13 protein-coding genes are annotated in these 12452 nt (G+C 71.5%); 5 read left to right on the plus strand and 8 right to left on the minus strand.

From position 1 onward, the window contains the following. Nucleotides 1–413, plus strand: a 413-nt coding sequence (locus MXD58_RS09650) for a hotdog domain-containing protein (protein WP_284678134.1), incomplete at its 5' end; no start/stop codon positions are given. A gap of 162 nt (nt 414–575) precedes the next feature. On the opposite strand, the gene hpnH is transcribed toward MXD58_RS09650, so the two are convergent. Together hpnH and MXD58_RS09660 are read right to left on the minus strand one after the other, a co-directional pair. Then, nucleotides 576–1580, minus strand: coding sequence for an adenosyl-hopene transferase HpnH (hpnH, locus tag MXD58_RS09655; RefSeq protein WP_248837696.1), 1005 nt, complete (start codon nt 1578–1580; stop codon nt 576–578). A gap of 357 nt (nt 1581–1937) precedes the next feature. After that, a complete protein-coding gene (locus MXD58_RS09660) occupies nt 1938–2522 on the minus strand; it encodes a TetR/AcrR family transcriptional regulator (protein ID WP_248837695.1) in 585 nt (194 codons plus the stop codon). 78 nt (nt 2523–2600) lie between these two features. Between MXD58_RS09660 and MXD58_RS09665 the strand changes: the two genes are divergently transcribed. Next, nucleotides 2601–3977 carry an FAD-dependent monooxygenase gene (locus tag MXD58_RS09665; RefSeq protein ID WP_248837694.1) on the plus strand — a complete coding sequence of 459 codons (1377 nt, stop codon included), beginning with the start codon at nt 2601–2603 and terminating at the stop codon, nt 3975–3977. A gap of 79 nt (nt 3978–4056) precedes the next feature. After that, nucleotides 4057–4677, plus strand: a complete 621-nt coding sequence (locus tag MXD58_RS09670) for a Maf family protein (protein ID WP_248837693.1) — start codon at nt 4057–4059, stop codon at nt 4675–4677. Nucleotides 4678–4761: 84 nt separating this feature from the next. Here MXD58_RS09670 and MXD58_RS09675 read toward each other — a convergent pair whose 3' ends face one another. From MXD58_RS09675 to MXD58_RS09690, 4 genes are all read right to left on the minus strand, one after another. Then, on the minus strand, nt 4762–5082 hold the full coding sequence (locus MXD58_RS09675; protein ID WP_248837692.1) for a hypothetical protein: 321 nt from the start codon (nt 5080–5082) through the stop codon (nt 4762–4764). A 29-nt stretch (nt 5083–5111) separates the two neighbouring features. Then, a complete protein-coding gene (cysE, locus tag MXD58_RS09680; protein ID WP_248837691.1) occupies nt 5112–5822 on the minus strand; it encodes a serine O-acetyltransferase in 711 nt (236 codons plus the stop codon). 4 nt (nt 5823–5826) lie between these two features. Continuing rightward, entirely contained in the window at nt 5827–6759 is a 933-nt protein-coding gene (gene cysK, locus MXD58_RS09685; RefSeq protein WP_248837690.1) for a cysteine synthase A, read from the minus strand. 273 nt (nt 6760–7032) lie between these two features. After that, nucleotides 7033–8736 carry a GMC family oxidoreductase gene (locus MXD58_RS09690; protein ID WP_248837689.1) on the minus strand — a complete coding sequence of 568 codons (1704 nt, stop codon included), beginning with the start codon at nt 8734–8736 and terminating at the stop codon, nt 7033–7035. 224 nt (nt 8737–8960) lie between these two features. On the opposite strand from MXD58_RS09690, the gene MXD58_RS09695 reads away from it, so the two are divergent. Next, nucleotides 8961–9527 (plus strand): hypothetical protein, encoded by a 567-nt coding sequence (locus tag MXD58_RS09695; RefSeq protein WP_248837688.1) that lies wholly within the window; start codon nt 8961–8963, stop codon nt 9525–9527. A 166-nt stretch (nt 9528–9693) separates the two neighbouring features. After that, the gene (locus MXD58_RS09700) at nt 9694–10881 is read left to right on the plus strand and encodes a hypothetical protein (RefSeq protein WP_250609219.1); all 1188 of its coding nucleotides are present in this window, start codon (nt 9694–9696) and stop codon (nt 10879–10881) included. A gap of 9 nt (nt 10882–10890) precedes the next feature. On the opposite strand, the gene MXD58_RS09705 is transcribed toward MXD58_RS09700, so the two are convergent. Next, a complete protein-coding gene (locus tag MXD58_RS09705) occupies nt 10891–11802 on the minus strand; it encodes a hypothetical protein (RefSeq protein ID WP_248837686.1) in 912 nt (303 codons plus the stop codon). Between the two features lie 206 nt (nt 11803–12008). Next, nucleotides 12009–12242, minus strand: a complete 234-nt coding sequence (locus MXD58_RS09710) for a hypothetical protein (protein WP_248837685.1) — start codon at nt 12240–12242, stop codon at nt 12009–12011. Nucleotides 12243–12452 lie beyond the last annotated feature (210 nt).

Below are 12452 nucleotides of genomic sequence, written 5' to 3' on the forward strand. Positions count from 1 at the left end.
GCGCGGGACCGTCGGCGCGGCTGGCCCCGGACGCGCACCACTCGCTGCTCGATGCCCTCGGCCTCGCCGACGCCGGGCCGACCCGCCACGGCGAGCTCGGCCGGCTGGTCCTGCCCGGCGGCACCGTGTTCGGCAACCTGTCGAACACGGTGCACGGCGGCGTGCTGCTGTGCCTGAGCGACCTGGTCACCGACGCACTGGCCGAGCCGGGCCGCCCGGAGCGCACCACCGGCATCCGGGTGCACTACCTGCGACCCGCGGAGCTGTCCCAGGCCACGACGGCGACGGCGACGGCCGTGCACCGCGGTCGTTCGGTGGTGATCTACCGGGTGTCGACCGCGGGGCCCTCGGACCGTCCCTGCACCCTCGCGACGGTCACCCGCGAACGCGCCGCGCCCGGACAGCCCGGGTAGTACCTCGTCGGCGTCTGAGCCGCCTGCCGGTTGGCGGTCCCGATCCGGTTGGCGGTCCCGATCCGGTTGGCCGGGTCGGGACCGCCGTGGAGACGTTCGCGGCGCCGCGGATGCACGCTGCCGCCGGGGGTGTCCCCGGCGGCGGGAGGGGCCAGGCCCTGGCTAGGAGGACCTGACCGCGCGGATGGACTCGCGCAGGGAGCTCATCGTCGCGGCCAGCGCGGTCGGCTCATGGCCGCAGTGCGCCATGCAGTTCTCGCACCGCGGGTCCTTCCCGCGGCCGTAGCGGTCCCAGTCGGTGGTCTCGACCAGTTCCTTGTAGGTCTTGGCGTAGCCGTCGGCCATAAGGTAGCAGGGCCGCTGCCAGCCGTACAGCGAGTAGGACGGGATGCCCCACGCTGTGCAGTCGAAGTCCAGCTTGCCCTCGAGGAAGTCCAGGTAGAGGGCCGAGTGGTTGAGCTTCCACTTCTTGCGCCGGCCGTCCGCGAAGGCCTTGCGGAACAGCTCCCGGGTCTCCTCGACACCGAGGAAGCTGGTCTGGCCGGGCGCCTTCTCGTAGGCGTAGGCGGGCGAGATCATCATGCCGTCGACGTCGAGCTCGTTGTTGAGGAAGTCGAGCACCTCAATGACGTTCTGCGGGGTGTCGGTGTTGAAGAAGGTCGTGTTCGTGGTGACCCGGAAGCCGCGCCGCTGGGCGTCCTTGATGTTGTCGACGACCTGGTTGAACACTCCCTTCCGCGCGACGACCTCGTCGTGGCGCTCCTCGAGGCCGTCGATGTGCACGGCCAGCGAGAGATACGGCGAAGGCGTGAGCTTGTCAATCTTCTTCGGCAGCAGCAGCGCGTTCGTGCAAAGGTAGACGAACTTCTTGCGCTTCACCAGGCCTTCGACGATCTGCTCGACCTGCGGATGCATGAGCGGCTCGCCGCCGGCCAGGCAGACGACGGGAGCGCCACACTCGTCGGCGGCGGCCAGCGCCTGCTCGACGGGCATACGCTGCTTGAGCACCTCCGCCGGATGTTGGATCTTCCCACATCCGTCGCAGGCGAGGTTACAGGCGAACAACGGCTCCAGCTCGAGGGTGACGGGAAACTTCTCCCGTCGCAGCAGCTTCTGCTTCAGCAGATAACCGCCGACTCTGATCGCCTGACGTGGCGGAATGGGCATAGTCACCCTCCTGGGAGTTGGTGTGATTTCGCCGGGTGGGTGGGGTGGTGCACCGCTGCCGCCAGTGTAGGTTCACGCCCGGCCGGCTTAGGAATCCGCCGATGGTGAGTTCGCGTACGCGTCCGGCATCGGCATCCGAAGCCTCACCCACACCCGGCGGAAGAAACACCACGACCGGCCGGGAAACAGGGCCTGACGTCGACGGGAACACCCCGCGCGAAATCAAACCGTATGCGGGTTTGTTTCTCCCTGCACTGTTGTTTTTCTCGCGCGGGTGGCGGCCGGCGGCTGGCCTTTTCGGCGGACCGTCGATGCGGTAGCCCACCCGGGCCGGTGCGACCGGCGGGGGCTGTCGCACTACGCGCCCGCTGGATAGTCCCTGCCGTTGAGGGCCCGGTACCCGAACCGAGTGATGATCTCGATGGCCTCGTCCCCAGGCACCTCGGGCCACAGCTGCGCGAGGCTGTCGAGCATCGCGGCGAGGATCGTCAGGCTGACCTCCGGTGAGGCCGGCAGGTTCGGGACATGATCAAGGTGGTCGCGGATGTCGTCGAACTGGGCGCGGCGAAACTCGCGCAGCGTCCGGGCGAAACTCTCATCGACCAGCGCGGCCTGGCTCAGCGCGAGCATCGTCGCGGCGTGCTCCTGGTAGACGCGCCAGTAGGCGGCGACGTGGTAGCGAATCGCGTCGGGGTCGGTGAAGTCCGACGAGTGCTCCGGGGCGTTGGCGTAGCCGTCGCTGGCCTCGCCGACCTCCGCCAGCAGCGCCACGAGCAGGTCCTCCTTGCCCGCGAAGTGCGTGTAGAAGGAGCCGGTGGATCGCCCGGCCTCCGCGGTGATGTCCGTGATCTTCGTGTTCAGGTAGCCGCGGGTGACGAACAGGCGCTTGGCCACCTCGATCAGCGCGGCTCGGGTCTCGGCCGCCTGTTCCGCGCGTGTCACGGTCCTCCCCTCCCTGCCTTGACAGTGCACCCTAATCCCCCTCACAGTGAATTCACATTCACTGAATGGAGATTCATCATGAGGGTACTGATCGCCGGCGGCGGGCCCACCGGAGTGACACTCGCCATCGATCTGGCCAGGCGCGGCGTCGACGTGCGCGTCGCGGACAAGGCGGATCGGTTCTTCGTCGGCTCCCGCGGCGACGGGATCCAGCCACGAACGCTGGAGGTCTTCGACGATCTCGGCGTCGTGGCGGCCGTGTTGGACGCCGGCTGCGGGCCGACCCCGATCCGGGTCACCCTCGACGGGAACTTCGTGGACGTGCGGTGGATGGTCGAGCCGGCCGCGCCCACACCCGACCGGCCCTACCCGACCCCCTGGGTGCTGGGCCAGTCACAGCTCGAGGACATCCTGCGGGCGCGGCTGCGCGAACACGGCGTCCGCGTCGAACTCGGCAGCGCACTCGTCGACCTGGAGCAGGACGCCGACGGCGTCACCGCGCGGCTCTCGACCGGCGAGACCTCCCGGTTCGACTACCTCATCGGCGCGGACGGCGGCGCCAGCGTCGTGCGCAAGGCGATCGGCGTCGCGTTCCCCGGCGCCACCGACGAGTCCTTCCGCATCCTGGTCGGCGACGTCGCGGCGCCGACGCTCGATCCCGGGTGCGGCCACTGGTTCGCCGCCGCCGAGAACCCTCTGACCGGCGTCGTGATGACCCCGTTGCCCGGCACCGGGTACTTCCAGTTGACCACCCCACTCGGTGACGGTGAGGACGCCTCCCTGGCGACGATGCAGGCGACTCTCGACCGCTTCTCGGCCGGCGTACGCCTCACCGGACAGGGCTGGTCGACCGTGTGGCGGCCCAACGTGCGACTCGCCGAGCACTACCGGGTCGGACGGGTCTTTCTCGCCGGCGACGCGGCCCATGTCCACCCGCCGACCGGCGGCCAGGGCATGAACACCGGCGTGCAGGACGCCTACAACCTCGGGTGGAAACTCGCGGCCGAGACCGCGCTCGACACCTATGAGACCGAGCGCCGCGCCGTGGCCGCGCGTGTCCTCGGGGCCAGCACCGCACTACTGCGCCGCTACCTGCAGGATGATCCGGACGCCTACCGGCGCGGTGAGGACAGCTTCGGTCTCGACATCACCTACCGCGACCCGGACGCCACCGGCCCGCTCGTCACCGGAGACCGCGCCCCCGACGCGCCCGTCCTGGCCGCCGACGGCACGCGCATCCGCCTGTTCGATCTCTTCCGTGGCCCGCACGCCACCCGCCTCGTCTTCGGCGCGACCGCCCCGGCCGAACCACACGCCTACACCGTGCTGCGCCCCGGGGACCAACCACCCAGCGACGGGCGCCACGTCCTCGACCTGGACGGCCACGCGTTCGCGGCCTACGCGCCATCGGCACCCAGCGATGTACTGATCCGCCCGGACGGCTACCTCGGCTAGCGTGGCGGCGGCTGGTGTGATCGGTACGGTCACGCAAACGGCTGATCACACGCTGCGGCTGTCGTACTAGGCTGAAGCCATGCGCGTCGTGCTCGCGTCCGCCTCGCCGCGTCGCCATGCGCTGCTGGGGATCCTCGGTGTCGCCTTCGACGTGGACGTCAGCGGTGTCGACGAGTCGCAGCCGAGGGCCAGCGACGCCGCCGGGATCACCGCCGAGCTCGCCGAACTCAAGGCGCGTGCCGTCGCCGGGCGTCATCCGGGTCGTCTGGTGCTCGGCAGCGACACGCTCGTCGAACTCGACGGCCGGGTCCTCGGCAAACCGGCGACGCCCGCCGACGCGCTCGCGATGCTGCGCGCGCTGCGGGGCCGCACCCACCGCGTCGTCACCGCCGTAGTCGTCCTCGACACGACCACCGGGGTGACCCATGGCGGCGTGGCCACGACCGCGGTCACCATGCGCGAGGTTCCCGACGCCGAACTCGCCGCCTACGTCGCGACCGGCGAGGCGATGGACGCCGCCGGCGCCTACGCGATCCAGGGCGGCGCGGCCGGTTTCGTCACCGCCGTCGACGGCGATCTCGACACTGTCATCGGCCTGCCCACCACCCTGGTCCGCGACCTGCTCACCGCCGCCGGCGCCGCGCCACCCGACCCCGACCCCGACACCGCGCAGGCGCAGGCGCAGGCGCAGGCGCACTGATCCTGCGCGGTGCCGGACGCCCGAGCGGGGGCGACGGGCCGGCGCGGATGGGACCTGCGGGCACGGGGCCGGTGCGGGCGGTGCTCAGACGTTCACCGGGCGCGCGACGGTGAGGTCGAGACGGGCCTCAGGACGTTCGGACCGGACGATCTCGAGATCGGCCTGCCGCAGCCGGGCGTGCAGCTCCTCGACAGGCGGCGTCCAGCGGGCCAGGCCGTCGGGGGCGTCCTCGACCCGCGTCACGGTCTCGGCGAGACGCACGCCCACGCGCCGCAGTGTCTGCGCGTAGCCGAACGTCGCGGCCGGACCGTCGTCGGCGATGACGTCGGCGCGCCGGCGCGGCAGGGACCGCCACCGCTCCCTGATCGTGCGGGCGCAGTTCTCCAGGGTGATGCCGAGGGTCACCTCGTCGCGGGCGTCGAAGCGTTCGACGGTCAGATGGCGAAGTCCTCGCCCTGCCAGACGCCGCCCTTGGGCGGATGGATGGTGGTGCGGGTGCCGTTCGGGTCGCGGTGGGCGTCGCCGGCGCCGGTGTGCGCGGCGGCCTCGAGACGGTCGACGCGGGTCAGCAGCGACTGAAGGCTCAGACCGACGAGGTCGGGCATGCCCTCGTCGTGCGCGGGCCGCGGCCGGCTGCGGGTGATGACCTGGCCGGGAACGCCGACGACGACCGAGCCCGGCGGCACGGCGCGCACGACCACCGCGTTGGCGCCGATGCGGCTGTCGGCGCCGACGGTGAAGCCGCCGAGGACCTTCGCGCCGGCGCCGATCACCACCCGGTCGCCGATGGTCGGGTGGCGCTTGGTGGGTTCGAGGCTGGTGCCGCCGAGGGTGACGCCGTGGTAGATCGTCACGTCGTTGCCGACCTCGGCGGTCTCGCCGATGACGACGCCGGTGGCGTGGTCGATGAACACCCCGTCGCCGATGACCGCCGCGGGGTGGATCTCGACGCCGGTCAGCGTGCGGGCGACGGTGGCGCCGACGCGGGCGGGCAGCGCCATCCCCCGCCCCCACAGCCAGTGGTTCACCCGGTACGCCCACAGGGCGTGCACGCCCGGATAGCACAGCGCGACTTCGAGGCTGGAGCGGGCGGCGGGATCGCGGTCGCGGGCCGTGCGAAGGTCGCGGCGCAGCGTGCGCAGCATCGGGTCAGTCCTCGAGGCCGGCGAACAGCGGGGTGGACAGGTAACGCTCGCCGAAGTCGGGCAGGACGACGACGATCAGCTTACCGGTGTTCTCCGGGCGCGCGGCGACCCGCAGCGCCGCGACGACCGCCGCGCCGGAGGAGATCCCGACGAGCAGCCCCTCCTCGCGGGCGAGGCGGCGGGCCAGGACGAGCGCGTCCTCGGCCTCGACCTGAACGATCTCGTCGATGATCGCGGTGTCGAGGACCTTCGGGACGAAGCCGGCGCCGATGCCCTGGATGGGATGCGGCCCCTTCGCGCCCCCGGAGAGCACCGGGGAGGCGGCGGGCTCGACGGCGACGAACCGGGCCGACGGGCGGCGCTGTTTGATGACCTCGGCGACACCGGTGATCGTCCCGCCGGTGCCGACCCCGGCGACCAGGATGTCGATCTGCCCGTCGGTGTCGGCCCAGATCTCCTCGGCGGTGCTCGCCCGGTGGATCGCGGCGTTGGCCGGGTTCTCGAACTGCTGCGGCATGAAGTAGTGCGGGTTGGTCTTCGCCAACTCCTCGGCCTTCGCGATGGCGCCGCCCATGCCCTCGGGGCCCGGGGTGAGCACGAGCTGCGCGCCGTAGGCCCGCAGCAGCATGCGCCGTTCGACGCTCATCGTCTCCGGCATCGTCAGCACACACCGGTAGCCGCGGGCGGCGCAGACCATCGCGAGTGCGATGCCGGTGTTACCGCTGGTCGGCTCGACGATGACGGTGTCCGGGCCGAGGACGCCGGCCCGCTCGGCGGCGTCGATGAGCGCCAGGCCGAGGCGGTCCTTCACGCTGTGCGCCGGGTTGAACGACTCCAGCTTCGCGACGACCTGCGCCCCGACGCCGTCGGTGACCCGGCGCAGCCGCACTAGCGGTGTGTTCCCGACCAGCGCCGTGATGTCCTCGGCGATCCTCATCGACGTCCTTCTCCTCGCATCGGCGCGCCCTGTTTCGACCCCGGGGCAAGGTTATGTCGCGAGCCGGTCACCCGACGGGCCGTCGGAAAACAGGCACTGTCGTGCCTGGGCCGCGCGGGCACGTCTCCAGAACACCGAGCTACGCCGCGCTCTTGGCCGACAGGCGGAGCGACCCCTACCGCCTGGCGGCCAACCGCCGGTAGTGCAAGGGGTGTGGAACTGCTGAAGGGTGGCGCAGAGCGGGTCCGCTGGCCTTCTCGGTCGGGGGCAGCGTCATGGCGTGTTTCCCGGCTGGTCGATGAACGAGGCTATTCGCTCACCGATCATGATGGCGGTCGCGGCGGGTCCGCGGGACGGGACGCCTGGCAGGATGGAGGTGTCGGCGACGCGCAGACCGGTGACACCGTGGACGCGGCCCTGCTGGTCGACGACTGCCTCGGGGTCGTCCGCCGCGCCCATGCGGCAGCTACTGCTGGCATGGATGGCGGTGGCCAGGTGCGACCTCATCCAGCCGTCGAGCGCGTCGTCGTCCTCGAGGGTCAGGCGGTCGAGTTCGCCGAGTTCGCCGAACAGACCGGCGAACGGAGACGAGGTCAGCAGGTCGACCGTGACATGGACGACCTCACGCATCCGAGCGAGATCTCGTGTCGTCGACAGGTAGTTGTATTCGATCCGTGGTGGCATCAGCGGGTCGGCCGAGACCGTCGTGATGGTGCCACGCGCCTCCGCCTGTTGCAGCGCGATGGAGAAAAACAGTTCGTTGCGGTGCGCCGCCTGCGCCAGGAGTCGCCTGAGCGAAACCCCGCGCAGCGCGCGCAGCGTGGCTACCGGATGGCGAACCATTCTCGCTGTCGCGGTGTGGTCACGACCGACGCCGGCGGCCAGGCCAGCGATGTCCGCCAGCGACCGCAGCGATGGCATGATCTCCAGGTCCTCGCCGTAGGTGGCCGAACTGGAGGCGAAGTTCAGCACCGACTCGAACGCCGGGGCCCCCGCCGCGACCGGGGCGATCGGGCGCCGCGAGCGCCAGGTGAAGGAAAGATCCGGATGATCGGTGAATCCCTTGCCCACGGCTGGTAGGTCGAGGATCACCGGGATACCCGCGGCTTCGAGTTCCGCCCGGGGGCCGATGCCGGACAGGGCCAGTAGCTGCGGCGACATGATGGCTCCGGCGCTGAGTACCACCTCGCCGGCGGTGATGGTCCGCCGCTCGCCGTCGGTGTCGATCTCGATGCCGACCACGGCGCGGTCCCGCAGCAACACCCGCAGGGCCCGGGTGTTCCCGAGGACGTCGAAGTTCGGTCGGCGCCGCGCCGGGTTCACGTAGGCGATCCCGGTGTTGAGTCGGATGCCATCGACCGCGTTCACGGGCAGCGGGCCGTAGCCGGCGGGCTGCTCACCGTTCTTGTCCGCCTCGAACGGGTAGCCACGGCTCGCACAGGCCTCGGCGAACGCCTCGGTCACCGGATGAGGATGCGCGATCTCCCGGGTGATGGTGATCGGCCCGGAACCGCCGTGCAGGTCGGAGTCGCCATATTGGAGATCCCGTTCGATGCGTTTGTAGAACGGGAGCACCTTCTCGTAGGACCATTCATGGAGTCCGGCGTCGACCCAGCGGTCGAAGTCGGCACGGCGCCCACGGATGAAATAGGTGCCGTTCAGGGTGGTCGAACCGCCGAGGATCCTGCCCCGGGCCACGACGTAGGGCAGGTCGGGTGTGAGGTTGGCCAGGAAGCCCCAGTTGTTCGGGTGCCCGGGCAGAAGGGCCGCCATGAGACCGGAGTCGAGCAGTTCCCTCGGGAAGTCCTCCGTGCTCGGATGGTCACTGCCGGCCTCGACCAGCAGAACCCGGCGATCGGGGCGTTCACTGAGCCGGCTGGCCAGCGGGGCGCCGCTGGCCCCCGCGCCGATCACGATCACGTCGAATTCCGCCACCCCGGTTCCCCCCTCGTCGCCGCCCGACCGGTCCGTGGACATCACCTCGGCCGTGGGGGATCAGCTCACGAGGCGAGGCCCGGTTTCTGGAGCCCACGGGGTCGGTGGACGCCGTCCCGTGGGCATTATCTCCACCCGACCATCCACGAGCTCCACCCGAGGACCCTCCACCTCAACCCGCTGGCCGTCGGATTGTCGGACCCTGTCGATAGGGTGATCGCCAGTGCTGGTCGGTTCGGGCGGCGGAGTTCACATGGGGTGCGGCAGTGGCGCGTGAGGTTATCTCGATCATCAACGTCTGGTGCGACAACACCGGCCGCCATCCGCACGACCGGGCGGCGGCCACGACGAGCGCGTCGCTCGCCTACGACGGCCAACTGGTCCGGCTGGACCTGTGCGGCGAGTGTCGCGACGAGATGGTGTCCGTGCTTGGTGAGTACGCCGAGTTCGGCGAGTCGACGTCGCTGACGCCTGGCGCCAGGATCGACACGACCTGGTCGGCGGTCGAGGACAACGACGCGGCGAGCGCCCCACCCGAGCGGCAGGCCCCCCAGGCACCCGCCACCACCCGCAGGCGGCCTAGGGTGCGGCGTCCGCACCAGTCCGCGTCGACGACCGAGGTCCGTGCCTGGTTGGGCGATCACGCCGACGACCACGGCCTGCCCATCCCCGCCCGTGGCGCGCGGTTGTCCGCGCAGCACAAAGCCGCCTACGACCGGGGGCACGGCTGGGACGAGGTCGACGGCACCTGGCAGGCAACCGACTCCTCGCCGGCGCCGGTGGCACCAGCCGACGACGCCGGGTCCCCGGCCGCCGACGGCGAACAGGGATAGGCCGGGCCGGCACCACCGCGGCCACGGGGCTCCGCCACCCGTGCACCGCGACGCACTGGTCAGCACCCGGCGGATCACCGCGGCCGGATCCGCGGGCAGCACGCCCGTACCGGCCGGCGCACTCGGTGCGTGTCGGCGGCCCGCTCCCACCATTTGATGACGGAGGGTGGTTTCCTCATCTCCCAGCGTGGCTGATGTCGGGACGCTGATCCCGGTCACCTTCCGGGAGGCGGCGATGGACGCGATGCGGGCGATCAGAGTGGCGGCGGCGACGGCGACGTTGGCCGCGGCGACGATGACCAGTGTGACGCTGGGGACCGGGGCGGCGCTGGGGGCGCCACCCGCCGCGGTGGTGCCGGACGTGGGCCAACCGGCCGCGGTGGTGCAGCCGGTGGATCTCGGCGGTCTGCCGGGCATCGCGTCGAACGGTGCGTCCGCGATCAACGATCGCGGGGACATCGTCGGCTCCGGTTACAACGATCCGTACTCCGGCCACGGCTTCCGCTGGTCCCGGGGTGTTCTCACCGCCCTGCCCGACACCGCGCGAGCACCGTTCAAAATCAACGATGCCGGGCAGGTCGCCGGGAATCAGCCCGGCCGGTTCTACTCGCCGGGCTTCGTGATCCGGCCCGACGCCACGGTGGTCAGCCTCGGGTTCTCCGTGGTGGACCAGGGTGGCAACGGCCAGGTCCTCGGGACGGGCCCGGTCACCGGCGGCGGAACGCACGCGCAGCTCTGGCGCGAGGGCCACACCTTCGACCTCGGCGCACCCGCGGGCTACACCAGTGAAGCGCGCGCGATCAGCGACAACGGCTGGATCCTCGGCGAGGTGCGGCGCAGCGACCACCAGGACGGCTACGACGCCCGCTGGGTCCAGGGACGCTGGGTGGCGCTGCCCACGAACGGCTTCGGCGCCGACATCAACGGCCGCGGCGACGTCGTCGGCTGGTCCTCGACACCGAGCGGGGACACGCACGCCACGCTGTGGCAGGGCAACCGGGCGATCGACCTGGACCCGCAGGATCCCCTCAGCACCGCCGTGGCCATCAACGACGCCGGTCAGATCCTCGGCTCAACGTTCGACCCGGTGACCGACCTCGGCCACATCCTGCTCTGGGACCAAGGCCACCGTATCGATCTGGGGACCTTCGGCGGTCAGTTCGCCCGCCCGATCGCCCTCAACGGCCGGGGTGACGTCGTCGTCCTCACCAGCACCGCGGCGTTCCGGTGGAGCCACGGCCGGACCGTGCGCCTCGCCGGTTCGGGCGTGCCGACGGCGATCAACAACCGCGGTCAGGTCGTCGGCACGATCCTGCGCCCCGGCGGCACCAGCCACGCCGCCCTGTGGAACTGACCGTTCGGATCAGCGGTGCAGGGCCGCGTCGTAGGCGGTGAGGCCCTCGGCGCCGAGCAGATCGACGTAGCTGTCCGGGGCGTCCAGGCAGGAGTCGAGATCGGTGGAGCCGACCAGTGCGGCCAGGCGCTGGCCCAGCTCGACCGGGCCGGGTCGCAGTTCCTCGCACAGCCGCAGGTGCAGCGCCGCGAGCGCGTCGCCGACCGTGCCCGGCTCGGCGTCGTCGGCGTCCCAGGCGTCGAGCAGATATCCGGCGAGCTTGTCCCAGACCCCGATCGCGTCCTCCACGACGCCGACGAACTCGGCGCTCGCCGGGCGCACCGCGACGATCTCCAGTTCCGTCAGCAGCTCCCGGCCCGCGTCCAGCAGCTCGTGTAGTTCCCAGTGCTCGCCGCTGTCCGGGATGCGGCCCGCGTGCCGCACCAGTTCGCGTAGCCGCGCCAGTTCGGCCTCGTCCGCCGGTCCGAGCCGGCCGGCGCGGTGCAGCACCCTGGCCTCGAACAGCCGGTCCTCAGCGGCCTGCGTCACGATGAGCCGCACCAGCTCCGCCCTGGTCAGGCTCGTCGCCGCCGCGGTGACCAGCCGATCCTCGGCGACCGCGGGTTCGGCGCCGCAGGGCACGGCCATCGACGTCCAGGAGATCCCCGCGTCGCGGGCGGCCAGTACGGCCGCGACCGCGTGCTCGCAGGGCTGGCCGCCCGCCTCGCTGTCCCGGTCACAGTCGACGACCAGGGCCCGGCTGACCACGCTGACGAACACGTGTGTCCGCCCGCCCTGAATCTCCGCGACGCAGGCGCGCACTCCCCCGTCGACGGAGGTCAGTCCACTGACCGACCCTCGCGCGACGTACTCACGTCCGGCCGCACCGGCCCTCGGGCCCGCCGCCGCGATCAACGCCTCAACATCCACCGAAACCGCCACGCGCACATCCAACCGCGCACAGCGACCGGGGGATGGCCCGGGGTCTGTCAAACCCCTTCACCCGATCGCGGTTTCCCCAGCGTCGGTCATACCGGTCCGCCACGGCGTGCTCCGCTCGCCAGCCCACCGGGCCAGACGATCTTACTTGGGCGCAGGCGAGCGTGCGGGTGCGCGGGAGCCCACCGGAGGGTGCACGGGATGCACGCTCAGCGCATGCCGGTGGCGGCGCGGGCGTCGGACAGGGTGGGCCAGCCGGTGCCGAGCATCATCCAGCCGTCGTGGCCGGCGAGGCGGTTGGTGGGATCGTGGACCTTGACCTGCCAGTTGCCGGCGCTGGTCTCCCGGGCGTAGGCCGATCGGCCCTCGTGCGTCCCGTAGTAGCTGCCAAGATCCGCTGTCGGCTCGACGCTCGCCGGGGCGGGCGCGTCTTCTGAGGTCATGAGCGGCTCCCACCACGGTCACCGGGACACCCGGCGGTGAGCGGTCCTGCTCGCGGGGCGCAGCGGATGGCGGCGGTCCCCGACCCGGGTCGGTTGGTCCTCAGCGTCTTTATGGTAGGCCCTCGTTGCCATCTGGGCCGCCAGCGGCTCGCGCGATCGAGTCACCGGCCCGACGCCGCCGCCGCGGCGCCGGGCCGGTGGGCGCCGGCC

Origin of the sequence: Frankia sp. AgKG'84/4, assembly GCF_023242965.2 — a bacterium.
In the GTDB taxonomy this organism is placed as follows: Bacteria; Actinomycetota; Actinomycetes; order Frankiales; family Frankiaceae; genus Frankia.